22 protein-coding genes are annotated in these 26088 nt (G+C 59.3%); 8 read left to right on the top strand and 14 right to left on the bottom strand.

Translation table 11 applies throughout. The annotated features are described in order from the left end of the window. The first annotated feature begins 110 nt into the window (after nucleotides 1-110). The 5 genes from gcvT (at nucleotide 111) to PL640_RS06675 (ending at nucleotide 6270) form a co-directional block, all read left to right on the top strand. The gene (gcvT, locus tag PL640_RS06695; RefSeq protein ID WP_271361172.1) at nucleotides 111-1250 is read left to right on the top strand and encodes a glycine cleavage system aminomethyltransferase GcvT; all 1140 of its coding nucleotides are present in this window, start codon (nucleotides 111-113) and stop codon (nucleotides 1248-1250) included. 27 nt (nucleotides 1251-1277) lie between these two features. Continuing rightward, entirely contained in the window at nucleotides 1278-1640 is a 363-nt protein-coding gene (gene gcvH, locus PL640_RS06690; protein WP_006315335.1) for a glycine cleavage system protein GcvH, read from the top strand. Continuing rightward, nucleotides 1640-4504, top strand: coding sequence for an aminomethyl-transferring glycine dehydrogenase (gene gcvP / locus PL640_RS06685; RefSeq protein ID WP_271361171.1), 2865 nt, complete (start codon nucleotides 1640-1642; stop codon nucleotides 4502-4504). The genes gcvH and gcvP overlap by 1 nt, the downstream gene beginning before the upstream one ends. 218 nt (nucleotides 4505-4722) lie before the next feature. After that, nucleotides 4723-5280 carry a fasciclin domain-containing protein gene (locus tag PL640_RS06680; RefSeq protein WP_271361170.1) on the top strand — a complete coding sequence of 186 codons (558 nt, stop codon included), beginning with the start codon at nucleotides 4723-4725 and terminating at the stop codon, nucleotides 5278-5280. A 186-nt stretch (nucleotides 5281-5466) separates the two neighbouring features. Next, nucleotides 5467-6270 (top strand): endonuclease/exonuclease/phosphatase family protein, encoded by an 804-nt coding sequence (locus PL640_RS06675; RefSeq protein ID WP_271361169.1) that lies wholly within the window; start codon nucleotides 5467-5469, stop codon nucleotides 6268-6270. 29 nt (nucleotides 6271-6299) lie between these two features. Here PL640_RS06675 and PL640_RS06670 read toward each other — a convergent pair whose 3' ends face one another. Further along, nucleotides 6300-6803, bottom strand: a complete 504-nt coding sequence (locus PL640_RS06670; RefSeq protein ID WP_142839721.1) for a hypothetical protein — start codon at nucleotides 6801-6803, stop codon at nucleotides 6300-6302. A 196-nt stretch (nucleotides 6804-6999) separates the two neighbouring features. Here PL640_RS06670 and PL640_RS06665 point away from each other — a divergent pair, with 196 nt between their 5' ends. Continuing rightward, nucleotides 7000-8277 carry an MFS transporter gene (locus PL640_RS06665; RefSeq protein ID WP_271361168.1) on the top strand — a complete coding sequence of 426 codons (1278 nt, stop codon included), beginning with the start codon at nucleotides 7000-7002 and terminating at the stop codon, nucleotides 8275-8277. 65 nt (nucleotides 8278-8342) lie between these two features. Here the strand turns inward: PL640_RS06665 and PL640_RS06660 are convergent, their stop codons facing one another. From PL640_RS06660 to cysG, 5 genes are all read right to left on the bottom strand, one after another. Beyond that, the gene (locus tag PL640_RS06660) at nucleotides 8343-9155 is read right to left on the bottom strand and encodes a ferredoxin--NADP reductase (RefSeq protein ID WP_142839719.1); all 813 of its coding nucleotides are present in this window, start codon (nucleotides 9153-9155) and stop codon (nucleotides 8343-8345) included. Nucleotides 9156-9303: 148 nt separating this feature from the next. After that, entirely contained in the window at nucleotides 9304-9810 is a 507-nt protein-coding gene (locus PL640_RS06655; protein WP_271361167.1) for a DUF934 domain-containing protein, read from the bottom strand. Nucleotides 9811-9820: 10 nt separating this feature from the next. Next, the gene (locus tag PL640_RS06650; protein WP_271361166.1) at nucleotides 9821-11491 is read right to left on the bottom strand and encodes a nitrite/sulfite reductase; all 1671 of its coding nucleotides are present in this window, start codon (nucleotides 11489-11491) and stop codon (nucleotides 9821-9823) included. 8 nt (nucleotides 11492-11499) lie between these two features. After that, nucleotides 11500-11814, bottom strand: coding sequence for a DUF2849 domain-containing protein (locus PL640_RS06645; RefSeq protein WP_046800199.1), 315 nt, complete (start codon nucleotides 11812-11814; stop codon nucleotides 11500-11502). Next, the gene (gene cysG, locus PL640_RS06640) at nucleotides 11807-13270 is read right to left on the bottom strand and encodes a siroheme synthase CysG (protein ID WP_271361164.1); all 1464 of its coding nucleotides are present in this window, start codon (nucleotides 13268-13270) and stop codon (nucleotides 11807-11809) included. The genes PL640_RS06645 and cysG overlap by 8 nt, the downstream gene beginning before the upstream one ends. Nucleotides 13271-13532: 262 nt before the next feature. Here cysG and PL640_RS06635 point away from each other — a divergent pair, with 262 nt between their 5' ends. Both PL640_RS06635 and mazG read left to right on the top strand, forming a co-directional pair. Then, nucleotides 13533-14120, top strand: a complete 588-nt coding sequence (locus tag PL640_RS06635) for a deaminase (RefSeq protein ID WP_271361163.1) — start codon at nucleotides 13533-13535, stop codon at nucleotides 14118-14120. A gap of 69 nt (nucleotides 14121-14189) precedes the next feature. Further along, complete coding sequence (gene mazG, locus PL640_RS06630; RefSeq protein ID WP_271361162.1) at nucleotides 14190-15035, top strand: nucleoside triphosphate pyrophosphohydrolase; 846 nt, start codon at nucleotides 14190-14192, stop codon at nucleotides 15033-15035. A 153-nt stretch (nucleotides 15036-15188) separates the two neighbouring features. Here the strand turns inward: mazG and hflX are convergent, their stop codons facing one another. The 8 genes from hflX to dusB form a co-directional block, all read right to left on the bottom strand. After that, nucleotides 15189-16610 carry a GTPase HflX gene (hflX, locus tag PL640_RS06625; protein ID WP_193559495.1) on the bottom strand — a complete coding sequence of 474 codons (1422 nt, stop codon included), beginning with the start codon at nucleotides 16608-16610 and terminating at the stop codon, nucleotides 15189-15191. A 108-nt stretch (nucleotides 16611-16718) separates the two neighbouring features. Next, nucleotides 16719-16961 (bottom strand): RNA chaperone Hfq, encoded by a 243-nt coding sequence (gene hfq, locus PL640_RS06620; RefSeq protein ID WP_003496145.1) that lies wholly within the window; start codon nucleotides 16959-16961, stop codon nucleotides 16719-16721. Between the two features lie 184 nt (nucleotides 16962-17145). Continuing rightward, on the bottom strand, nucleotides 17146-18543 hold the full coding sequence (gene trkA / locus PL640_RS06615) for a Trk system potassium transporter TrkA (RefSeq protein WP_269699830.1): 1398 nt from the start codon (nucleotides 18541-18543) through the stop codon (nucleotides 17146-17148). A gap of 26 nt (nucleotides 18544-18569) precedes the next feature. Then, the gene (gene ntrX / locus PL640_RS06610; protein WP_035217431.1) at nucleotides 18570-19934 is read right to left on the bottom strand and encodes a nitrogen assimilation response regulator NtrX; all 1365 of its coding nucleotides are present in this window, start codon (nucleotides 19932-19934) and stop codon (nucleotides 18570-18572) included. Then, nucleotides 19924-22185, bottom strand: coding sequence for a sensor histidine kinase NtrY-like (locus tag PL640_RS06605; RefSeq protein ID WP_271361161.1), 2262 nt, complete (start codon nucleotides 22183-22185; stop codon nucleotides 19924-19926). The genes ntrX and PL640_RS06605 overlap by 11 nt, the downstream gene beginning before the upstream one ends. A gap of 150 nt (nucleotides 22186-22335) precedes the next feature. Beyond that, entirely contained in the window at nucleotides 22336-23787 is a 1452-nt protein-coding gene (gene ntrC / locus PL640_RS06600; RefSeq protein WP_046800205.1) for a nitrogen regulation protein NR(I), read from the bottom strand. Then, nucleotides 23784-24932, bottom strand: coding sequence for a two-component system sensor histidine kinase NtrB (locus tag PL640_RS06595; RefSeq protein WP_046800206.1), 1149 nt, complete (start codon nucleotides 24930-24932; stop codon nucleotides 23784-23786). Before PL640_RS06595 ends, ntrC begins: the two co-directional genes overlap by 4 nt. After that, a complete protein-coding gene (gene dusB, locus PL640_RS06590; protein ID WP_271361160.1) occupies nucleotides 24929-25945 on the bottom strand; it encodes a tRNA dihydrouridine synthase DusB in 1017 nt (338 codons plus the stop codon). The genes PL640_RS06595 and dusB overlap by 4 nt, the downstream gene beginning before the upstream one ends. Nucleotides 25946-26088 lie beyond the last annotated feature (143 nt).

Genomic DNA, 26088 nt, shown 5'->3' with positions numbered 1-26088 from the left:
GCCGAAGGGATAACAATCTCAGGCGACAAGGACAGAGGGGGCTCTTGAACCGGCGCGTCTGCGCCATGACCTGAGCCCGCGCGATATCTCGCGCTACCCTGGAGGCGTCCTTGGACGATACCGCCGAGCTTAAAACCACGCCGCTCCATTCCCTGCATGTTTCGCTCGGCGCCCGCATGGTGCCGTTTGCCGGTTACGACATGCCGGTGCAATATCCGGCCGGTGTGCTGAAGGAACATCTTCAGACGCGCACCTCCGCCGGTCTGTTCGACGTCTCCCATATGGGACAGGTGATTGTGAAGGCTAGGTCCGGCGACAATGCCGATGCCGCACGCGCGCTTGAGACGCTTGTGCCGGTCGATATTCTTGGCCTCAAGGAAGGCCGCCAGCGTTATGGCTTCTTCACCGACGACAGCGGCCACATCCTCGATGACCTGATGATCACCAATCGCGGCGACCATCTTTTCGTCGTCGTCAATGCGGCCTGCAAGGATGCGGATGTCGCCCATATGAAGGCGCATCTTTCCGACGCCTGCGATATCACCCTTCTTGACGATCGCGCGCTGATCGCGCTGCAGGGACCACGCGCCGAAGAGGTGCTGGCGGAACTATGGGCTGGCGTGTCCGAAATGAAATTCATGGACGTGCAGGAAGTGCCGCTGCATGACGTGCCCTGCATCGTTTCCCGTTCCGGCTATTCCGGTGAGGACGGTTTTGAAATCTCCGTACCCGCCGGCAAGGCGGAGGAAATCGCCAAAGCCCTGCTCGAACATCCCGATTGCGAAGCCATCGGGCTTGGCGCGCGCGACAGTCTGCGTCTCGAAGCCGGCCTTTGTCTTTATGGCAACGACATCGATACCACGACGTCACCCATCGAAGCCTCGCTTGAATGGGCAATCCAGAAGGCGCGCCGCACCGGTGGTGATCGCGAAGGCGGTTTTCCGGGGGCGGAGCGCATTCTCGGCGAACTCAAGGATGGCACCTCGCGCCGCCGCGTCGGTCTGAAGCCCGAGGGCAAGGCGCCGGTGCGTGGCCATTCGAAGCTTTTCGCGGATGCCGAAGGCAAGACGGAAATCGGCGAAGTGACCTCTGGCGGTTTTGGCCCTTCGGTCGAAGGCCCTGTCGCCATGGGGTATGTGCCCGTGTCCTACGCGGCTCCCGGCACGGCGATTTTTGCGGAAGTGCGCGGCAAATACCTGCCCGTTGCCGTCGCTGCCCTGCCCTTCATCAAGCCCACCTATAAACGATAATTCCATCCCATCTCCGGAGAGAACACGATGCTGAAATTTACCGCAGAACACGAATGGCTGAAGTTCGAAGGCGATATTGCCACCGTCGGCATTACCAGCCACGCCGCTGAACAGCTCGGCGATCTCGTCTTCGTCGAACTGCCGGAAGTGGGCGCAACCTTTGCCAAGGATGGCGATGCTGCAACCGTTGAATCCGTCAAGGCTGCCTCCGACGTCTATTGTCCGCTGGATGGCGAAGTGGTCGAAATCAACCAGGCGATCGTTGACGATCCCTCGCTGGTCAATTCCGATCCGCAGGGTGCCGGCTGGTTCTTCAAGCTGAAGCTTTCCAACGTGGCGGATGCCGATACGCTGCTTGACGAAGCAGCCTACAAGGAGCTGATCGCGTAATGACGACGCCCACCGAATTCCATTTCACCGACTATCAGCCCTATGATTTCGCCAACCGGCGTCACATCGGGCCATCGCCGTCGGAAATGGCAGAGATGCTGAAGGTCGTCGGCTATAAGAGCCTCGACGCGCTCATCGATGCCACCGTTCCCTCCTCCATCCGCCAGAAGGCGCCTCTCACCTGGGGTGCGGCGCTGACCGAACGCGAGGCGCTGGATCGTCTTCGCGAGACCGCGAACAAGAACCAGGTCCTGACCTCGCTGATCGGCCAGGGCTACTACGGCACCATCACGCCGCCGGTCATCCAGCGCAATATTCTGGAGAACCCGGCCTGGTACACGGCCTATACGCCCTACCAGCCGGAAATCAGCCAGGGCCGCCTTGAGGCGCTGCTGAACTACCAGACCATGGTCTGCGATCTCACCGGTCTTGATGTCGCCAATGCATCACTGCTCGATGAAGCGACTGCCGCTGCCGAAGCCATGGCCATGTGCCAGCGCGTCGCCAAGTCCAAGGCAACCGCCTTCTTCGTGGACGCCAATTGCCATCCGCAGACCATCGCGCTGATCGAGACCCGCGCGGCCCCGCTCGGCTGGAAGGTGATTATCGGCAACCCGTTCACCGATCTCGATCCGGTCGATGTGTTCGGCGCGATCTTCCAGTATCCCGGCACCCATGGCCATGTCAGCGATTTCTCCGGCCTGATTTCCCGTCTGCACCAGACAGGCGCGATTGCCGCCGTCGCCGCCGATCTTCTGGCGCTGACGCTTCTGAAATCTCCCGGCGAAATGGGCGCAGACATCGCCATCGGCACCTCGCAACGTTTCGGCGTTCCGGTCGGTTATGGTGGTCCGCACGCGGCTTACATGGCCGTTAAGGACGCGCATAAGCGCTCCATGCCCGGCCGTCTGGTCGGCGTTTCCGTCGATGCGCGCGGCAACCGCGCCTATCGCCTGTCGCTGCAGACCCGTGAACAGCACATCCGCCGCGAAAAGGCGACGTCGAACATCTGCACCGCGCAGGTGCTGCTTGCCGTCATGGCTTCGATGTACGGCGTCTTCCACGGCCCGCAGGGCATCAAGGCGATTGCCCAGCAGACCCACCAGAAGGCCGTGCTGATGGCCAAGGGTCTGGAGAAACTCGGCTATACTATCGAGCCGGAAACCTTCTTCGACACGATCACCGTCGAGGTCGGCCATATGCAGGGCGTCATCCTGCGCTCGGCCGTGGCGGAAGGCGTGAACCTGCGCAAGGTCGGCGCGACCAAAATCGGCATGAGCCTTGACGAGCGTACCCGCCCGGCAACGCTTGAGGCCGTCTGGCGTGCTTTTGGCGGCAATTTCTCGATCTCGGATTTCGAACCGGACTATCGTCTGCCGAAGGAACTGCTGCGCACCAGCCAGTACATGACGCATCCGATCTTCCACATGAACCGTGCCGAAAGCGAGATGACCCGTTACATCCGCCGTCTTTCGGACCGCGATCTGGCGCTTGACCGTTCGATGATCCCGCTCGGTTCCTGCACCATGAAACTGAACGCCACGGCGGAAATGCTGCCGATCACCTGGCCGGAATTTTCCGACATCCATCCCTTCGTGCCGGCCAATCAGGCGTTGGGTTACAAGGAGATGATCGATGATCTCTCGGAAAAGCTGTGCTCGGTCACCGGTTACGATGCCTTCTCCATGCAGCCGAATTCCGGTGCGCAGGGCGAGTATGCCGGGCTTTTGACCATCCGCAACTATCACCTTGCCAATGGCGGCACACATCGCGATGTCTGCCTCATCCCCACCTCGGCCCATGGCACAAACCCTGCCTCGGCACAGATGGTCGGCATGAAGGTAGTGCCGGTGAAGGTGCGGGATAACGGTGACATCGATATCGATGATTTCCGTGCAAAAGCAGAGCAGTATGCGGAAAACCTCTCGTGCTGCATGATCACCTATCCCTCCACTCACGGCGTGTTCGAGGAGACCGTTCGCGAGATCTGCGAGATCACCCACAAGCATGGTGGTCAGGTCTATCTCGACGGCGCCAATATGAACGCCATGGTCGGCCTTGCCCGTCCAGGCGATATCGGCTCCGACGTTTCGCACCTCAACCTGCACAAGACCTTCTGCATTCCGCATGGCGGCGGCGGTCCGGGCATGGGGCCGATCGGCGTCAAGGCGCATCTTGCTCCTTACTTGCCCGGCCATCCGGCGACGGACGGTCGTGAAGGCGCGGTGTCTGCAGCTCCTTTCGGTTCGCCGTCGATCCTGCCGATTTCCTGGAGCTACTGCCTGATGATGGGCGGCGAAGGGCTGACGCAGGCGACCAAGGTGGCGATCCTCAACGCCAACTACATCGCCGAACGACTGAAGGGCGCTTACGACGTGCTCTACAAGTCCGAGACCGGTCGCGTGGCGCATGAATGCATCATCGATACCCGCCCGCTCGCCGACAGCTGCGGCGTGACGGTGGACGATGTGGCGAAGCGCCTCGTCGATTGCGGTTTCCACGCGCCGACCATGAGCTGGCCGGTTGCCGGCACGCTGATGATCGAGCCGACGGAATCCGAGACCAAGGCGGAAATCGACCGTTTCTGCGATGCCATGCTGGCGATCCGCGAGGAAGCCCGCGACATCGAGGAAGGCCGTGCGGACAAGGTCAACAATCCGCTGAAGAACGCGCCGCACACGGTGGAAGACCTCGTCGGCGAATGGGACCGTCCCTATAGCCGCGAAAAGGGTTGCTTCCCGCCCGGCGCCTTCCGCATCGACAAATACTGGTCGCCGGTCAACCGCATCGACAATGTCTATGGTGACCGTAACCTCATCTGCACCTGCCCGCCGATGGAGGATTATGCCGAAGCGGCTGAGTAAACTTCGTTTCGTTCAAGACAAAAGCCCGGATTGCTCCGGGCTTTTTTTATGTCGGCACATAGATAATCATTCTTGAAATCAAATATTTATCATTTTTCCTGGCTCGCCTCGAAACTTCGAGGAAACGGCTTTCGTCTCTTTTATCGCTACGGATGACCGATAGCGGCCACCGGAAGAACTGCCTTTCGGGGTTTGGAAGTCACCAAGGAGGAATAACGATGTACAACGTTTCTGTTCGTGCCCTGACGCTGGCCGCAGCTCTTTCCATCGGCATGGTTTCCGCTTACGCGGCGAACCCCAAAGTTGGCGGCGCCGCAATGTTCGAGGACAAGAATATCGTTGAAAATGCGATGAACTCGAAAGACCACACAACGCTTGTCGCAGCGGTGAAGGCAGCCGGGCTTGTCGAAACACTGCAAGGAAAAGGTCCGTTCACTGTGTTTGCGCCGACCAACGAAGCTTTCGCTGCCCTCCCGAAGGGTGCGGTCGACGATCTTCTGAAGCCCGAGAACAAGGCGAAGCTGGTCAAGGTACTGACCTGCCACGTCGTTGCCGCCAATGCACTGTCACCGGCCATCGAAAAGATGATCAAGGACGACAAGGGTGAGCATGACGTGAAGACCGTGGGTGGCTGTGTGCTCAAGGCCAAGGAAAGCAAGGGCAAAATCACATTGACGGACGAGAATGGTACGGTTGCCCATGTAACCATCGCCGACGTCAAGCAATCCAATGGCGTCATTCATGTCATCGACAAGGTGTTGCTGCCGAAGATGTAGTCAGCGCTGCCTGACACAAGATGTCCGAATAAGGCATTCGGCTTGAACCTGCATCAAAGGCCCGGAAACATCCGGGCCTTCGTCATCAGGGCGCGACATCCCCACACCCCGAAATCGCGGGACGGATTGATCGCCAGCGGTTCCATGCTAAACGGGATCATGCAATTCCGCGGCGATGGAGTGTGAATGCGTCTGATCTGCCTGAACGGCTGGGGTGGAAAGCTCCATGACGAGCTTGTTCCCTATCTCTCCTTTTCCGATCCCGATATCCTGTGTCTGCAGGAAGTGGTCTATACGCCTGATGCCACGCAGGACTGGCTGTCCTATCGCGATCACGGCATCGACCTGCCGCAGAGGGCGAATTTCCTGCGGGATATCGCAGACGCCCTGCCCGATCACTTGGCGGTTTTCTGCCCGGCAGCGCAGGGTGATCTCTGGGACGGTGATATAAGATACCCGTCGCAATGGGGGCTGGCGACCTTCGTGCGTAAATCCATTCCCATTGTCGCGCAGGCGCAGGGTTTCGTTCACGGCACCTTTTCAGCCGATGGATATGGCGACCACCCGAGATCGCGGACCGCCCATGCCAGTCGTATTTTTGATTTCACAACCGGCCAGCCCGCCGTCATCGCCCACATGCACGGCCTGCGAGACCTAGAAGGCAAGCACGACAGCCCCACGCGTCTGGCCCAGGCGAAGCGGCTCGTGCAGCTGGTCAGAAATATCGCCGAGGCTGGTGACCGGATCATCGTCTGCGGCGATTTCAATGTTTTGCCCGACAGCGAGACTTTTGCCGTTCTGAGAGAACTTGACCTTACCGAGTTGGTCACGACGCGCGGCTTTACGGACACGCGGACTTCGCATTACATCAAGCAGAACCGTTATGCGGATTACATGCTGGTCAATCCGGCTGTGAAGATCGACCATTTCGACGTTGTGGCGCAGCCGGAGGTTTCGGATCATTGCCCGCTGCTGCTTGAATTCAGATAGACAAGCTGGCGCTACATCATCGCCGCTCGTCAGCGCACCAGCCGGATGTCGCTCGTCACCACCGTCTTGCCGGTTCTGCCGTCCTTATCGGTGGTGCGCAGCCGCAGTCCGTTGGCTCCAATCTTTTCGATGGTCATGGCGGCAACCCGGTCGCCGTTTATGTCGCGGTTCCAGCGGACCGTCAGGTTGATTGCGTTTCCTCGTCTTGTGCCGGAAAGGGCCGATGGTCGGCCAGACGGGCCAGTATAGGCCCCGCTGTAGCGTCCGCCCTTTTCTGAAAGATCAGCCGCGATAGCGCGCCTTACCACAAGAAGGCCGCGACACGTGCCAGACATGTTGAGCGACGATGCCCCCGCATTGGAATTCAGCGTACAACTTACATTGATCGGTGGAGTACCGATCCGCGTAATCACGGTCCCCTTACCCGCCCATGTACCTTTCAGCGATGAGAGGAATGCGCGTTCATCCGCATGTGCGGGCTGGCCGCCGAGCAATACAGCCGAAAATAGAAGTGCTAAAGCATGGGTTTTCATGGCGAGTAATCCGTTTTTCCACGGAGACTAACTCGACAGTACGGTCAAACGTTCCTTCAGCCTATTCTGCGGCGATCAAAAATGTCGAGAGTTTTATGTTTATCTCTCGCCGATGCAACCAAATGCAGACACAGCTGTTTCTCGCCAGCCTTGATCAATTTCCCATTACTCGCGCATGTTTTTCGGAGCGTATTTCATGACGACTATTGGCGTTTCGACTCCGCATGGCGGCGTTCCCTCCGGCGGTCTGCCGCGCAGCGGTGGCATCCCAGACCGCACGCTTTTTGCCCTTGCAGCGTTGAATTTTTTCCTCGCCGATGCCCGCGACGGTCTCGGTCCGTTTCTGGATGCATTTCTGGCGACAAAGGGCTGGTCTTCGCTCTCGCTGGGCATGATCGCCACGGTGGGTGGCCTTGTCGGTCTGCTTGCGACACCGCTCTGCGGTGCCCTTGTTGATGGCACAACATGGAAGAGGATGCTGATTGCCATCCCTGTCGTTCTCGTGACCATCGGCGCGCTGATCACGCTGATCTTTCCGGATGCCTGGATCGTCTGGACCGGGCAGATCATGACGGCGGTCGTCGGCGCCGTGATCGGCCCGGCACTTGCCGGCCTCACACTGGGTCTTGTCGGCGAGCGCCTGTTTTCCCATCAGATCTCGCGCAACGAATTCTGGAACCACGGCGGCAATTTCGCGTCGCTTTTTGCGACCTATGTGGTCGTCACCTTCTTCGGCATGAATGGGATTATTGGCCTGATGCTGCTGACTGCTGCAGGCGCTCTGGTCGCGACGGCGGCGATTGATCCTGACAGGATAGATCACAAGGCTGCGCGCGGTCTTGCCGAAGACAAGGGAGAGCCCGGGCCATCCGGAATAAGGGTTCTGCTGCACGAACGCGGGCTGATCTTTCTCGCCATCATTCTGCTCGTCTTCCATTTTGGCAACGCGCCCATGGGTCGATTGATCGCACAGGATTTCGCCATCGAACTGCAAACGCCCTTCCGTACCACAGCCATCATCACCGGCGTCGCGCAATTCGCGATGATTTTCGTCGCTGCGATGGCGCCGTGGCTGATACGCCGTTTCGGTCTTTCGACGGTGTTTATCATCGCGCTCGTCGCCCTGCCCATACGTGGCCTTCTCGCTTCGGCCTTTACGGATTTCTGGGTCGTTTTTCCGGTACAGTTTCTTGACGGCGTTGGCGCCGGCCTGCTCGGCATCGTCACACCTGTCGCAGTGGAAAGAATCTTGAAGGGGACCGGCCGGTTTAACGTCGGCCTTGCCAGCGTCATGATGATTCAAGGCATTGGCGCATCATTCAGCAATGTCGTTGCAGGCTGGCTGGTGACGAAGGGTGGTTATTCGCTGTCGCATCTCGTCGGCGGCGGCATCGCGGCGATCGCTATCGGACTTTTCGTTCTCTATCGCAATGAAATCGCGCCGAAACAGGCTGATGACAGCATTTCTCGATAGCTACACCGAAGGTGCAAATAAAAAGGAGGCCTTACGGCCTCCTGAAATCTCGTCGTCTTATGCGTTCAGCCGACGAAAGCGCGCTCGATCACAAATTCGGCGGGCTTGTTGTTGGCGCCTTCATTCAGGCCGGCCTTTTCAAGCAATTCCTTGGTGTCCTTCAGCATGGCCGAGGAACCGCAGATCATGCCGCGATCAATTTCCGGATCAAGCGCCGGAACGCCAAGATCGGCAAACAGCTTGCCGTTTTCGATCAGCGTGGTGATGCGGCCCTTGAAGGGGTAATCCTCGCGGGTCACCGTCGCATAATGCTTGAGCTTGTCGCCGACGATTTCGTTCAGGAATTCGTGGTTGCGGATTTCCTCAACCAGATCGAAGCCGTATTTCAGCTCTGCAACATCACGGCAGGTATGGGTGAGGATGACCTCTTCAAACTTCTCATAGGTCTCGGGGTCACGGATCAGGCTTGCAAAAGGCGCAATGCCGGTGCCGGTCGAGAACATGTAGAGCCGTTTACCGGGTGTCAGCGCATCCAGAACCAGCGTGCCTGTCGGCTTCTTGCGCATCAGAACCGTGTCACCGGGCTTGATCGCCTGAAGATGGGAGGTCAGCGGACCGTCGGGAACCTTGATCGAGAAGAATTCCAGTTCCTCATCCCAGGCGGGGCTGGCGATCGAATAAGCGCGGTAGATCGGCTTTTCTCCGACCATGAGGCCGATCATGGCGAACTCACCGGAGCGGAAACGGAAACCGGCCGGACGTGTCATGCGGAAACGGAACAGGTGATCCGTATAGTGCTCCACAGATAAAACCGTCTCGGCGTAAACACCATCAGGTATCTTGATCGCGAAATCTTCCGTCTTGGCTGGCGCGTTCATTTCAGGTTCCGTCCATTCTTATTCGATAAGCGACATTCTCCAACCGGGCAATTATACCATTTTTGCCGAGGTTTGAAGGCATGAGAATATCACAACTGCTATGTGCTCAGGAAATATGTATCAAAAAATCATATTTCCGCGCAACGCGTCACAGGGACGCACGCCGACGCCAGCTATAGGCCTCGCCGCCCGCCGCCGGCCGGGCCGTCGGCTGGTAATAAACCGGGATTTCCGGCAGGCGATTTTCGGACAGGCGGCGGATCGCCGTGCCGTTCGTCACTGCAAAACTGGTGAAGCCGGTGCGCAGCATCGGCGGCACCTGGTCGATCAGCACGTCGCCGACCGCCCTCACCTCGCCACTAAAACCGAGGCGGTTGCGCAGCAGCGAAGCGTGGCTGAAACCACGGCCATCGTTGAAGGCCGGAAAACTCACGGCCACGAGGTCGATACGGTCAAGATAGGGCTCAAGGCGGGTGACATCGTCAGCCGGCGCAATCAGCACGCCCAGGCCTACATCGTTGCTTTCCGCCGCACGGATGAGGAAATCGGCGAGCGGCAGCAGCGGCTTTTGCGCGGCTGTCGCTTTCACCTCTTCCGTTTCGATCACCCAGGGATCGTTTTCCACGAAGCCGTCGCGGTTCCAGATTTTCGTCATGACGCTCTCCTCAGGCGGCTTCGGCGGCGGAACCGTAGAGCGCATCCTTGAAAGGCTGCGGTCCGACACGGCGATAGGCATCGAGGAAGATTTCCTCTTTCGACAGGCGAAGCCGCAGATAGGTATCGACGATGGTTTCAATGGCGTCGGTTACCCTGTCCGGCTCGAAACCACGGCCGATGATCTCACCAATCGAGGTGTTTTCGTCACCCGATCCACCGAGCGTGATCTGGTAGAGCTCGGCTCCCTTTTTCTCCACGCCCAGCAGGCCGATATGGCCGACATGGTGATGGCCGCAGGCATTGATGCAGCCGGAAATCTTGATCTTCAGCTCACCGATTTCCGCCTGACGCTCCGGAGCACCGAAACGGGTGGAAATTTCCTGCGCCACCGGAATGGAGCGCGCATTGGCAAGCGCGCAGTAGTCCAGCCCGGGACAGGCAATGATATCGGTGATGAGCCCTGCATTGGCGGTCGCAAGGCCAGCACCCACCAGTGCACGATAGACCGGTTCCAGATCGGCCAGCGCCACATGCGGCAGGATGATGTTCTGCTCGTGGCTGATGCGGATTTCGTCGAAAGCGTATTCCTGGGCGATATCAGCGACAAGTTCCATCTGCTCGTCGGTCGCATCGCCCGGAATGCCGCCAATCGGTTTCAGCGAAATCGTCACCATGCCGTAATCGGGGTGCTTGTGCGGCTGGACGTTCTGGTCAACGAAACGGGCAAAACCCTCATCCGCCTTCTTCCAGCGCGCCAGGCTTTCCCAGCCTTCGGGGCGGTTCTTCAGTTCCGGCGGCGCGAAATAAGCGGAAATCGCCGCGATATCGGCATCCGGCAGCTTCAATTCGGTGTTTTTCAGCTCGGCGAACTCGACCTCGACCTGGCGGGCCAGTTCTTCCGCGCCGGTTTCATGCACGAGGATCTTGATGCGCGCCTTGTATTTATTGTCGCGGCGGCCGTGCAGGTTGTAAACGCGCATGATTGCCGTGGTGTAGGACAACAGGTCCTCTTCCGGCAGGAAATCGCGGATTTTCTTGGCGATCATCGGCGTGCGGCCCTGCCCGCCACCGACATAAACGGCAAAACCGATCTCGCCCTTGTCGTTCTTTTTCAGATGCAGGCCGATATCATGGACCTGAATGGCGGCGCGATCGCGCTCAGCACCCGTTACCGCGATCTTGAACTTGCGCGGCAGGAACGAGAATTCCGGATGCACGGAAGACCATTGGCGCAGAATTTCCGCATAGGGGCGCGGATCGGCGACCTCATCGGCGGCCGCGCCGGCGAAATGATCGGCGGTGACATTGCGAATGCAGTTGCCCGACGTCTGCAGCGCGTGCATTTCCACGCTTGCCAGTTCAGACAGGATATCCGGCGTATCGGAAAGCTTCGGCCAATTATACTGGATGTTCTGGCGGGTGGTGAAGTGGCCGTAACCCCGGTCGTATTTGCGGGCGATATGGGCCAGCATCCGCATCTGTTGCGAATTCAGCGTACCGTAGGGAATGGCGACGCGCAGCATATAGGCATGCAGCTGGAGATAAACGCCGTTCATCAGGCGCAGCGGCTTGAATGCGTCCTCGGCCAGCTCGCCGGACAGCCGGCGCTCGACCTGATCGCGAAACTGCGCCACGCGGCCTTCAACAAATGCGTGATCGAACTCGTCGTAACGGTACATATTCTTCCTCAGACTGCGATAAATGCTGCATCGGCCGGCTTGAAGCCGGTGGCATAGTGCACGGTGGGGCCGGCAGCGCGGATACGCTCGCGAAGCCGGGTCGGCCAGAGCTTGCCATTCTCCTCCACCACATCAACGATGGCCACATCGACCACCTTGTTGGCGGAAAAATCACGCTTGCCGATTTCCTCGAACGAAGCGACTGCCTCCGCATGGCGGGCAACGATGGCACCCTGCAGGTTCTCCGTCCAGTCACCATTGGCGTCGAGCCAGACGGCGATACCATCGCCCAGACGATTGGCGGTCAAAACCTTGTCAACCATTTACGTACTCCCGTTTGAAATCCGCCGGCTGCACTGACAGTGCAAGCGCCTCGGACCTGTCGAAATTGGCGCCCGCCACCGCATCACCGATGATGACCATGACCGGGCCGGTCAGTTCATCGCGATGTTCGAGGTCGGGCAGATCGTTCAATGTGCCATGCAGCAGGCGACGATCCGCGCGGCTGGCGTTTTCAATGACGGCGACGGTGGTTTCCACACCCAGGCCCGCTTCGATCAGCCGCGTCGCCACCGAGGCGGCAACGCTGCGGCCCATGTAAACGGCGATTGTTGCGCCGGAAACGGCAAGACGGGCCCAATCGGGCAGGACATCGCCGGTCAGATCGTGGCCGGTGGTGAAGATCAGCGACGAAGCCACGCCGCGCAGCGTCAGCGGCAATTCGAAATCCGCAGCGGCGGCGAAGGCGGAGGTGATGCCAGGCACGATCTCGTAACCGATACCGGCATTGCGCAGTGCCGCCATTTCCTCGCCTGCCCGGCCATAGACCAGCGGATCGCCGGATTTGAGGCGCACGACGCGTTTGCCATCCCGGCCAAGACGCACCAGCAGACGGTTGATCTCTTCCTGCGACTTACTGTGGCAGCCCTTGCGCTTGCCGACAGACAGCCTTTCGGCATCGCGGCGGCCCATATCGACAATCGCCTGCGGCACCAGCGCGTCGTAAACGATCACATCGGCTTCCATCAGCACGCGCTGTGCACGCAGCGTCAACAGATCTTCCGCACCGGGACCGGCGCCAACAAGCCAGACGCGACCTTCGCTGCGTTCCGGCGATTGCAGCAGGCGATCTGCGGCGTGACGGGCGGAAGAGGTGTCCCCGAGAGCGACAGCATCCGCAACCGCCCCCGAAAAGAACCGCCGCCAGAAATTGCGCCGCAACGCGCCCCTGGGCACATTCTCCTCGGCGGCATCACGATACTGCACCGCAAGACGTGCGAGTTTCCCCAGCGACGGCGACAGCATCTGGTCGATGCGGGCGCGGATCATCTGGGCAAGCACCGGCCCTGCCCCTTCCGTGCCAATGGCGATGGCGACGGGTGCGCGGGCGACAATCGCCGGGGTGAAGAAATCGCAAAATTCCGGCTGATCCACCGCATTTGCGGGGATTTTCTTCGCACGCGCGGCGGATACGATTTCGCGGTCGAGCGCCTCGTCTCCAGTGGCGGCAAAAACCAGCGTCGCGCCTTCGATCAGCTCAACGGCGAACGCCAAAGCCCGATGATCGATGCCATTTTCGCTGATATAGCGGGCAAAATCCGCCTCCGGCTGATCGGCATAAGCAACGATATGCGCATTGGTGTTGGCGAGGAGCCTTACCTTGGCGAAAGCCTCGTCGCCATTTCCGAAGACGGCGACCTGCCGCCCCTCAACCCGGAAGAAAGCGGGGAAGGTCGAAAGGCGATCGCCAGCTGCGGAAAAATCATGTTCGTTGTGCATTGGACATATATCCCGCATTGCGGCGCAAGATTGAAGAAACAGAAATTCAAGCCTTTCCAGCGCTTGGATTTTTATTTCTCGAACACCCCTGTTTTTGAGGAAAACAAACCGGCACCCCCGTTTTGCACCGGTCAGGGCGCCCTCAAACCCATGAGAATCCCTTGACAAACCGGGTCCTCGCGCCGAACAAGGGAGGATCATTTTCTGTCGTTTTCTCCACGCGAATACCGCTTTCTTTAAAGCGGCACGAAGGATCAGACCCTTGACCAGCCACAGCCTCGCTTCCCGCCTTCTCGACGTCATCGAGCATGATATCCTGCCCTTGACGGCCCGCGGTGTGAGCTTGGGCAACAAGGTTTTCGGTGCGGCGATCCTGCGCAAATCCGACCTGTCGCTGGTGGTTGCCGAAACGAACAACGAACTCGAAAATCCCCTCTGGCACGGCGAAGTGCATACACTGAAGCGGTTTTACGAGCTGGGTGAAAAGCCGAATACCAAGGATCTGATTTTCCTTTCCACCCATGAACCCTGCACCATGTGCATGTCGGCCATCACCTGGGCCGGATTCGACAATTTCTATTCCTTCTTCAGCCATGAGGATTCACGCGATGCTTTTGCAATCCCGCATGATCTGAAAATCCTGAAGGAGGTATTCGGGCTGGAGCCGGGCGGTTATCGCCGCAACAACGCGTTCTGGAATTCTTTCTTCATCGCCGATCTGGTCGAGGGCGAGGACGATCCGCTGAAAACCACCCTGAAGGCGCAGACGGCCCGTATCAAGGCAACTTACGATGATCTCTCCACCAGCTATCAATCATCGAAGAGCGACAATGATATTCCGCTGAACTAGGGCATTTTCGTTGAGGGTGCAGTGCGGATTTCCGTGCGGAAAATGCGTAAAAACAAAGGTTTGATACATATGGAAGCCTCGAAGGATATTTCCCGCCTGATCGAGATCATGGAGGCGCTCCGCCAGCCGGAAACCGGTTGCCCGTGGGATATCGTTCAGACCTTCGAGACGATCAAGCCTTACACCATCGAAGAGGCCTATGAAGTTGCCGATGCCATCGAGCGCAAGGATACGGACGATCTGTGCGACGAGCTGGGCGATCTTCTCCTGCAGGTGGTTTTCCATGCCCGCATCGCAGAGGAAATGGGCGAATTCGCTTTCGGTGACGTGGTGCACGCCGTCACTTCAAAGATGATCCGTCGCCACCCGCATGTTTTCGCCGTCTCCGGTGCCGACACACCGGAAACGGTCAAGCTGCAATGGGACCAGATCAAGGCTGAAGAAAAACGTGAGCGTGCGGAGCGCCGTGCGCGCCGGGGTATTACCGAGGATTTCAAGGCCGGCTTTCTGGGCGGCGTACAGCGCAGCCAGCCGGCGCTGACCGAGGCTTTGAAGCTTCAGGAACAGGCGGCGCGCGTTGGTTTCGACTGGTCGGACCCGGCGCCCATCCTCGACAAGATCGAAGAGGAAATCGCCGAGCTGCGCGAGGCGCTGGCGGAAGGCAGGCCGGAGAAGGTCTCGGACGAACTTGGCGACCTGATCTTCGCGCTGGTCAATATCAGCCGTCACGTCAAGACTGATCCGGAAAATGCGCTGCGCGGCACCAACACGAAATTCCGCAGACGTTTCAATCACATCGAAACATCGCTCAACGATAATGGCGAGACGCTTCAGGCGGCGAGCCTCGAGAGGATGGAAGACCTCTGGCAGGCGGCAAAACGCATCGAGCGGTCGCTTGATGTGGTTCCGTCCTGATTACGACGAACCTCGCCAAACACTCTACCGTCATCCTCGGGCCTGTCCCGAGGATCTGCCAACGTCTTGATTTCATTCGACGTGTTTAGATCCTTGAGACAAGCCCAAGGGTAACGTCGAATGTGAGGGAATGCCGGCTTTCTTACAGACCGTTCAGCGCTCCCAGTCCTCGCGCTCGCGAATGGTTGCTTTTCCAAGCTTCCGCTCCAGTTCCACAGCCTGCGCTTCCGACAGGCGCACATCCAGCGCGACCGATCCGTCCTCATGGTCTTCACGGTTATCGACGATGGAGTTGCTGTAGACCCAGGAAATCAGCGGCAATTGCTCGACAGACAAGACAACAGTCGTTTCCGTCAGTACACCGGACAGGCGCTTTGAAATCTCTTCCATCAGGGCATCGACGCCCTCACCCGTGATCGCCGAAACGGCACGGATATCAGAGCGGCCTTCGGCGCGCTGCATGATGGCGTCATGCGCTTCCGGCTCCAGACGATCGACCTTGTTCCAGACCTCGATAATGCGCTTTTCGGCTTCTTTCTCGTCGATGCCGAGATCGCTGAGAATGCGCAGCACATCCGCAGACTGGGCGGCATTGTCCGGATCGGACATATCACGCACATGCAGAACGAGATCGGCTTCAAGCACTTCTTCCAGCGTCGCACGGAAAGCCGCGACGAGATGGGTCGGCAGGTCGGAAATGAAACCGACGGTATCGGACAGGATAACCGTGCGGCCATGCGGCAGTTTCATGCGCCGCAATGTCGGGTCGAGCGTGGCGAACAGCATGTCCTCTGCCAGAACACCTGCCCCGGTGATGCGGTTGAACAGCGTGGATTTGCCGGCATTGGTATAACCGACCAGCGCAACGATCGGATGCGGCACCTTGCGGCGCTTGGCGCGGTGAAGCTGGCGGGTACGCACCACCTGCTCCAACTCCTTCTCAAGCTTGACGATGCGATCCTGCAGCAGGCGTCTGTCGGCCTCGATCTGGGTTTCACCCGGACCGCCCATGAAGCCCGCACCGCCGCGCTGGCGCTCAAGGTGGGTCCAGCTTCTGACGAGGCGACCCTTCTGGTAATTCAGATGCGCAAGGTCAACCTGCAGCGTGCCTTCCTTGGTGGAAGCGCGACGGCCGAAGATTTCGAGGATCAGGCCTGTCCGGTCGATGACCTTGGCATTCCATTGCTTTTCGAGATTGCGCTGCTGCACCGGGGTCAGCGGATGATCGACAATCACCAGGCCGGAATTGGTTTCATCCAGCAGATGACCGATTTCCTCGATCTTGCCGGTTCCGAACAGGGTGGCGGGGCGCGGCTGATTGACGGAAACGATGAGACCCTGTGTTACCTCGAGCTCGATGGCAAGCGCCAGACCCTTTGCTTCCTCAAGCTTGGCTTCGACTGAGCGGCCGGGAGCAACTGGTGCCGCCGCATCGCGATTTTCACGCTGTTGCTTGAGGACCGGCACGAGGACCACGGCGCGCATGTCGTCGCGGCGCTTCTCCTGCTCCGGAATGATCGATTCGTTCGAGGTGTCGCGCGTCGAAATGGGCTCAGCCTTATCCAGAAAGAACATTGCGGCCGACCGCATCCGCGCGGACGGCCATGGAGATTAACCTGACGAGACCGGAAATGTTCCGATCCGGGTCAGTCTATATCGAAGATACCGTCAGAGGGAGCCTGATCAGGCTGCGCCTTCTTCGCTTTCGAACATCTGCATCGGCTGGCCGGGCATGATGGTCGAGATCGCATGCTTGTAGACCAGCTGCGAATGACCGTCACGGCGCAGAAGCACGCAGAAATTGTCGAAGGAGGTGACAACGCCCGTCAGCTTGACGCCGTTGATCAGAAAAATCGTGAGCGAAATCTTTTGCTTACGAACGGTATTGAGGAAAAGATCCTGAAGATTTTGAGAACGTTCCGCCATGGCGCCGCTTCTTTCTTTATTGCCGGCAGGGACACCGGAAAATAATCAATCAATAATAAACCGGCCGAGTCTAGTCCCCCGCTTGGCCAGCCTGCAACTCTGGTATCAAATCATGTCCCATTCCGCAACGGCGAAAACGGCCTGACGAGTACGAGTATTGACCCGCTTTTTCGATTCGAAACAGTCAGAAATATTGTATCGAAACCCGGAAAAGCTGCTCCACGTCGCGCACCGCATCCGCCGAGGCAAACAGCACGACGCGGTCCTTCGCCTTGATCTTCGTGCTGCCATCCGGGCGGATCACCACACCGTCGCGATAGATCGCGCCGATGCGTACGCCGTCCGGCATGTCGATATCACGGAAGGACTGGCCCACCAGCGGCGAGGTTTCCAGCGCTTCAGCCTCAATCACCTCCGCCGACCCGCGCTGCACGGCATAGACCGAGCGGATGCGGCCTTTGCGCACATGCTGGAGAACGCGGGAGATGGTGACGGCGCGAGGGTTGATATAGGCATCGAGACCAAGCGAACCCGCCACATCGTGAAAGGACGAACTGTTCAGCAGCGCAAGATTGGACTTGCAACCCAGCTGCTTTGCCATCACGGCAGCCAGAATATTCGTCTGGTCGTTATTGGTCAGCGTTACGATCAGATCCGCATCCTGAATATCGGCCTGCATCAGAATTTTCTGATCAAGCGCCGAACCATGCATGACGATGGTGTTGCTGAGCTGCTCCGATGCGGCAACAGCCCTGTCGCGATCCGCCTCGACGATCTTCACCCGGGTTTTCGGCTGCATCTCCTCGATCTTGCGGGCAACGAAGTGGCCGATATTGCCGGCGCCGGCAATCACGATACGCTGCGCTTCCTGCTCCTCATGGCCAAACAGGCTTAAGGTACGGCGGGCGTGCTGGCGCTGACAGATGACATAGGCAAGGTCGCCGACCCTCAACTGTTCGGAGGAATGCGCCACCTTGAGGATGCCGTTACGGAAAACACCGACAACCGTGGCGATGAGGTCCGGAAAAAGGTTGGAAAGCTGGTGTAGCGGCGTATTGATGACCGGGCAGTCCTCCATACATTCAATCGCCAGCATGTATATCGTGTCATCCGCGAACCGTACGACGTCGGTGGCGCCTGGAAAGGCGATGCGGCGCAACACCATCTTGCCGACTTCCACTTCCGGGGAAATCGTCACGTCGATCGACATGTTCTCGCGGCTGAAGAGATCGGCATATTCCGGCTTCAGATAACTCTGGTCGCGGATGCGGGCGATCTTGGTCGGCACACTGAACAAGGCATGCGCCACCTCGCAGGCAACGATGTTGATCTCGTCATGCAGTGTGACGGCGATGATCATGTCCGCCTGGTCGGCGCCCGCTTTCGCCAGCATGTCCGGATGCGCGCCATGGCCGACATAACCACGCACATCGAGCGTCTCGGTGATGGCGGAGATGAGCGGCGCGGCGGTATCGATCACCGATACCTCGTTATCCTCGCGCGACAATTGTTCGGCTATGCCGTAACCCACCTGCCCTGCGCCGCAAATGATGACTCTCATGCTGTCTCTCTGACGGAATATCGGTTACGGCAATGCGCCTTCTGTCCTTATACGCCGAGAGATTTCAGTTTGCGATGCAGTGCCGATCTTTCCATGCCAACAAATTCTGCCGTGCGCGAAATATTGCCGCCGAAACGGTTGATCTGGGCTACCAGATAATCCCGTTCAAACATTTCACGGGCTTCACGCAGCGGCAGGGTCATGATGTGCTGGTCTCCCTGCGCCGAAATCTTCGGCAACATGTCGCCGATATCTGATGGCAGCATGTCGGCCGAGATCGGTGCTTCGCCGCCTTCGGGACGCGCGAGAATCATCAGTCGCTCGATATTGTTGCGCAGCTGGCGAATATTGCCCGGCCAGTCGTGCGTCTGCAGAACGGCCATGGCGTCGTCGCCGATCTTGCGCGGACGAATGCCGGCCTGCTCGGAAATCTGCCGCATGAACATGTCGACGAGGAACGGAATATCCTCGCGCCGTTCGGACAGAGCCGGCACCTTCACGGGCACGACGGCAAGGCGATGGTAGAGATCCTCGCGGAACTGACCTTCGGCGATCAGGCTTTCGAGATGATGGGCGGTCGAGGAAATGATGCGCACATCCACCTTCACCCGCTTGCCGCCGCCGACGCGCTCGAACTGCTGGTCAACCAGCACACGCAGGATCTTGTTCTGGGTTTCGCGCGGCATTTCACCGACTTCGTCGAGATAAAGAACACCGCGATGGGCCTCTTCCAGCGCGCCGACCTTGCGCGGCTGACCCGGCAGCCCTTCGGTGCCGAAGAGCGCGATTTCCATGCGATCGGGCGTGATCGTCGCGGCATTCAAAGCCACGAAAGGCCCGGTGGCGCGTGAGGACTTCTTGTGCACCATGCGCGCCACCAGTTCCTTGCCGGAACCGGAAGGGCCAAGGATCATGATGCGGCTGTTGGTGGGAGCAACCCGGTCGATGGTCTGGCGCAGCTGCGAAACCGCAAGGGAGGCACCGACGAGTTCAACCGCGTCACCCGTGCGCTTCTTGAGTTCCTGTACCTCGCGCTTCAGCTTGGAATTCTCCAGCGCCCGCTCGGCGATCAGGATAAGACGGTCGGCCTTGAACGGTTTTTCGATGAAATCGAAAGCACCGCGCTTGATGGCATTGACGGCGGTTTCGATATTGCCGTGACCGGAAATCATGACGACAGGAATTTCGGGATGGCGGCTCTTGATCTCGTCGAGCAGCGCCAGACCGTCGAGCTTAGAACCCTGCATCCAGATATCGAGAAAGATCAGGCGCGGCACGCGCTCCGAAATCGCGGCCAGCGCACTGTCGCTGTCGAAGGCCATGCGGGTTTCGTGGCCCTCGTCGGACAAAATGCCCGCCACGATTTCGCGAATATCCGCCTCGTCATCCACGACCAGAATATCAGACGCCATATGCTGCTTCCTTGTTATTTTCGCCGCCCACCGCCTCGATATAGGGCAGCAGCACTCTGATCATGGCGCCGTGGCCGTGATCGAACTCCGGCGGGGCATCGTGGAGTTCCAGATACCCGCCATGCTCTTCGATGATCTTCTTGACGATGGCGAGGCCGAGACCGGTGCCCTTGTCGCGCATCGTCATATAGGGTTCGAGAATGCGATGACGGTTCTCGACGGGAAGGCCGCGGCCATTGTCGATGATGTCAGCCACGAAACGGGAATTGACCTCGTCGAAAGAGGCGCGCACGAGGATTTTCCCCGGCCGCTTTTCGCCTTCCACGGCCTCGATGGCTTCCGTCGCATTCTTGATGAGATTGCCGAACGCCTGTCCCAGCATGCGGGCATCAAACATGCCCTCCAGCGCGACATCGCCCAGTTCGGTAGAGAATTTCGTGTCGGCGGCGCTGATTTCCCGCAGGAACGCCGCGTCCTTCAGGATCGAACGCAGGTCCGACTTCTCCTTCGTCGGCTTCGGCATGCGCGCGAAAGCCGAGAATTCGTCCACCATCCGGCCGATATCACCGACCTGCCGGACGATGGTGTCCGTACACTGGTCAAAAACGGCGCGGTCGCTTTCGTCGATCTGCTTGCCGAAACGGCGCTTGATGCGCTCGGCGGAAAGCTGGATCGGCGTCAGCGGGTTCTTGATTTCATGGGCGATCCGGCGCGCCACATCCGACCATGCGGTGGAGCGCTGGGCGATGACGAGATCGGTGATGTCGTCGAGAGTAATGACGTAGCTGTCGCGGCTGTCGCGGGCATCCTCGCGGGTCACCTGCACATTGAGCGTCCGCTCCTTGCCACGTCGCATGATGTTGATCTGCTTGCGGAAGTTGCCGCGCGACCAGGTGTTGGCCTCGGTCACCACCTGTTCGATCTCAGGCGCGATCTCCGATAATTGCGCGCCGATGAGCTGCTCGGAGGTCTGCGCCAGGAATTCTTCGCCCGACGGATTAACGATGGTGATCTTGCGGTTCTCGTCAACACCGATAACGGCGGCGGTAACGCCCGACAATACGGCCTCGATGAAGCGGCGGCGATCGTCAATATCGTCCTTGGCCTCGATGATCTGCTCCTGCTGGCTGCGCAGTTCCGAGACCATCTTGTTGAAGGTGCGCGACAGGCGCCCGACGTCGCCATCGACGGCGCGAACGGGCACAAGCACATGCATGTTGCCGGTGGCGACACTGTCTGCGGCACTGATGAGCAGGCGGATCGGTCGCACGATACGGTCGGCCACCGCAATAGCGGTCCAGATGGCGGCCAGAAGCACGATCAAGGCAAAACCGAGATAGAGGATGGCAAAGGCGATCTGCAACGGCGCACGGCCGGCCTCCATTGCCTTGTATTCGGCGCGGTTCTCCTCCATCAGCCGCATCGCGCCCATCACCTTGGGATCGACGGCGCGAACGGTGTAGAGGAAAGTGCCTTCGATGCCTTCAAGCTTGATGATGGCGCCGACAAGGTTGGTAATGCCGGGCGGGATCAGGGTCGGTTGACCGGCGGCGGCCTTTTCCAGCGCATCGTGCGGAATGGCGGGAAGCGGTTTTTCCGTCTTGATGTTGGCCTGGGCGACGGCGTCGCCATCCTCCTGCACCAGAAACGCGCCAAGCAGGCCGCGGCCCTTGGCCTGACGGGTCATCAGATCGACGAAGCCCGTGCGGTCGAGATAAAAAAGCGCGCGGTTGCGATCGAGGTCGGTGGCCATCGACAGGGTCTGCCCCTGAAGGTAGCCGGCATTTTCCATCATATAGGCCTGAGCGATATTGCTGGAGGAATCGACGATCGACTGGGTTCTAAGCGAAAACCAGCGGTCGAGACCGACATTCAGTGTCAGACTGGCGAAGATGGCGACAAGCACGGCCGGCGTGATTGCCACTATGGAGAAAAGCACGACGATGCGCACATGCAGACGGGCCGCCGCCCTGCCCTTTTTGCGCGCTTTCAGCAGGCGGTTGATTTCGCGGCCGATCAAAAAGATCAGGCCGATCACGAAGATCGAATTGATGACGACGGAGGCAATGACGACATTGGATGTCGGTGCAATCGGCGTGACGCCGAGAAGCACGAAGAGTGTGATGATGGCGCAAACGAGGGCGACGCCAGCGAGCACCAGCCCCGGCAGAGCGAAAGACATCCTGCGATCGGCAACCACCATGCCCGCTGCCTCATCGGCAACGGCGTGTTCAGCGGCGGGTTTCCGCATGCACTACTCCCAATCGCTGGCCAGCCAGCACCACATTCCTGAAGTCAGGCGAGAAACGCTTGAGACCAGCGAATCTCTCTCCCTCCTAGTGTTTTCCAAGCAACACAATGTGGCGAAAATGCAACGACAAGTGCGGCCTTGTCAACATTCTCAGGTCGGGCGGGAGCTGCGATAGACCGAAACGCCAAGCTCACGGATCTTTTTGCGCAGCGTATTGCGGTTGAGGCCGAGGAGATCGGCGGCCTTGATCTGGTTGCCACGCGTTGCCGTCAGGGCAGCGAGAATCAGCGGATATTCGAGTTCGCGCAGCACGCGATCGTAAAGGCCGGGCGGCGGCAGGCCGTCGCCGAAGCTCGCAAAATAATCCCGCATATTCTCCTCGACCGCCTGCGAAATGCTCAGCGTGCCGGTGCGGACCGCCATCTTGTCGAGCGGGCTGTCAGGAACATCCGACTGCAATTCCTGCTCGATGATCTCGCGAGTGATGACTTCCTGCGGATAAAGCGCCATCAGCCGGCGGATAAGGTTTTCCAGCTCGCGCACGTTGCCCGGCCAGGCATAGGCCTTCATGACCTCAAGGGCTTCGCTCTCAAAACGCTTGCCTTCCAGGCCTTCCTTCTCGCCTGTCTGGATGAAATGACGCACCAGATCGGGAATATCCTCGGCGCGGTCACGCAGCGGCGGCAGGCGCAGCGGCACGACATTCAGGCGATAATAAAGGTCTTCGCGGAAGAGGCCCTGATTGATCGATTGCTTCAGGTCCTTGTTGGTGGCGGCAACGATGCGGACATCGGTGCGGATCGGTGTGCGACCACCCACCGTGGTATATTCGCCCTGTTGCAACACACGCAGCAGGCGCGTCTGTGCGTCCATCGGCATATCGCCTATTTCATCGAGGAACAGCGTGCCGCCCTCGGCCTGTTCGAAACGGCCGGTGGAGCGGTTTTGCGCGCCGGTGAAGGCGCCCTTCTCATGGCCGAACAGTTCCGATTCGATGAGATCACGCGGGATCGCTGCCATGTTGATGGCGACGAAGGGACCATTGCGGCGCTTGCCGTAATCATGCAGCGCCCGCGCCACCAGTTCCTTACCGGTACCGGACTCACCCGTGATCATCAGCGTCAGGTCAGTCTGCATCAGGCGGGCGAGAACACGGTAGATTTCCTGCATCGCTGCCGAGCGGCCAACCAGCGGCATGCCGTCCTGCATGTCGTCATCCAGCTTGGCCGGCTTGCGCTTGGGCTCAGAAAGCGCGCGGCCGATGATGGCGATCAGCTCCGTCAGATCGAATGGCTTGGGCAGATAATCATAAGCGCCCTTTTCCGAGGCCTTGATGGCGGTCATGAAAGTGTTCTGGGCGCTCATGACCAGAACCGGCAGGTCCGGCCGGGCCTTCTTGATGCGCGGCAGAAGATCAAAGGCGTTTTCGTCCGGCATCACGACATCGGTCACGACAAGATCGCCCTCACCTGCCGAAACCCAGCGCCAGAGCGTTGCGGCATTGGAAGTGATGCGCACATCGTAACCGGCGCGGCTGAGCGCCTGGTTCAGAACCGTACGGATCGCGGCATCATCATCGGCGACGAGGATCGTAGCTGTCATGGGTCATTTCCTGTCGTGTTCGGCAAAGAGCTGTCGTCGAGCGCCATTTCCGGCGAGACGGGCAACAATACGCGGAAAGTCGTGCGGTGGTTCTGGCTGTCACATTCAACGATGCCGCCATGCGCGCCGATCAGCTTCGCAACAAGTGCCAGCCCAAGGCCCGAACCATTCGTCTTGGTGGTAATGAAAGGATCGAAAAGATGCGGCAAAAGATCGGCCGGGACGCCCGGACCATTATCATGCACGCAGAATTCGAGCGGCAGCGAGATGCGCTCACGGCTGCCGGCGACTGAAAGGCGCATGCCGGGACGGTAAGCGGTGGTCAGCAGTATCTCGCCATCCGGCTGGTTGCCCACGGCTTCCGCCGCATTCTTCACCAGATTGAGAAACACCTGCACAAGCTGGTCGCGATTGGCATAGACAGGCGGCAGCGAAGGGTCATAATTTTCGGAAATCTTGATGTTGCGGGCAAAGCCGGCCTTGGCGATGGCCTTCACATGATCGAGCACTGAATGGATGTTGACCGGCACGCGGTCCACCGGCCGCTCATCGGAAAATACCTCCATGCGATCGACCAGCGAGACGATGCGGTCGGTCTCGTCGCAGATCAGCCGCGTCAGCGCCCGGTCCTCGTCGGCAACCGATGTTTCCAGCAGCTGGGCGGCGCCACGAATACCGGAAAGCGGATTCTTGATCTCATGCGCCAGCATCGAGGCGAGCCCGGTGACGGAACGAGCCGCGGCGCGATGGGTCAATTGCCGATCGATCTTGTCGGCCATCGACCGTTCCTGAAAGACGACGACGACCGATCCGGGCTCGCTGACGACAGGCGCGACGTAAAGGTCGACCAACTTGTCCTGTCCGAGGCGCGGAGAACTCAGGTCAACGCGATATTCATTGACCGGCGCGCGGCGCTCCCGCACCTGATCGATCAGCGCCAGAAGCGGGCTGCCAAAGGGAATGAAAGTGGAGACGCGGTAGCGGGCAAGATGGGAGGCGCTCGCCCCGAAAAAGGCTTCGGCTTCCCAATTGGCGAATGCGATAAAACCTTCGGCATCCACCAGAATGACGGGGTTCTGCACCGCGTTCAGAACCGCCATGGCGAGCGGGTTTGCATCTGCCGGGCTGTGTTTGTCAGCGCTCATGCGGCCTTCCTTGCGGCTTCTTCGCCCGCATTTTCGCAAAGGGCGGAGCGCAGCAGATCTGCCACTTCCCCCGTGTCACGCGATGTCATGATTTTAGCCTTGTCGGGCGCGGTAAACTCAGGTGCAAAACGGTCGAGATACCAGCCCAGATGTTTGCGGGCATGCCGCAGGCCGGCTTCCCTTCCGTAAAATTCCAGCATCATCTCGTAATGCTCGACGGCGATATCAGCGATTTCGGCGCGTTGCGGCGCGGCGTGTCCCGCCAGCACGGCCGGCAACCATGGCTGCCCCTGCGCACCGCGACCGACCATGACGGCATCCGCACCGGAACGACGGAGAATTTCCCGCGCATCATCAGCGGTCTCGACATCGCCATTGGCGATCAGCGGCACGGAAATCACCTCGCGCACGGCGTGGATGGCGTCCCAGTCCGCAAGTCCCTCATAAAACTGCATGCGGGTACGACCGTGAATGGTGATGAGCTGAACCCCTGCGGCTTCGGCGCGGCGGGCAATCTCGGGCGCATTGATGGTGTTTTCGTCCCAGCCGAGCCGCATCTTCAGCGTGACGGGCACATCGACCGCGCCAACCGTCGCCTCGATCAGCGAGAGCGCATGGTCGGGATCGCGCATCAGCGCCGAACCGGAATAACCGCCCGTCACCTTCTTGGCCGGGCAACCCATGTTGATATCGATGATGCCGGCGCCGTTATCAGCGGCAATCCTGGCGGCTTCCGCCATGAAATGCGCCTCGCGCCCGGCAAGCTGCACCATATGCGGAACCATGCCGGCATTTTTCAGCCGCGCCCAGGATTCACCCCTGTTAGCCACGAGTTCGCGGCTGGCGACCATTTCCGTCACGACCAGACCCGCACCATAACGCCAGGCAAGCTGCCGGAACGGCAGATCCGTCACGCCAGACATGGGCGCCAGCACCGCACGATTACGGATCGTTACTGAGCCGATGCTGAACGGTTCTGACAATTCCGGAAGGGACAACTGATGATCTTTCATGCAGAAGGGTTATTTGCATTATTTTTAGACAGTGTTTGCGCAGTTGCCAAGCACTTTTAGAAGGTTGCACCTTTTATTTGCGGGGCGGCTGCCTGCCTGTTTTGCGGTCGGTGGCAATTTGTGCAGGTTGCGACGCGCAATGA

Origin of the sequence: Agrobacterium sp. ST15.16.024 (genome assembly GCF_027956545.1) — a bacterium.
Taxonomy (GTDB): Bacteria; Pseudomonadota; Alphaproteobacteria; order Rhizobiales; family Rhizobiaceae; genus Agrobacterium; species Agrobacterium cucumeris.
The sequence above is the reverse complement of the archived record's forward strand: the minus strand, read 5'-3'. Positions and strand labels throughout refer to the sequence as shown.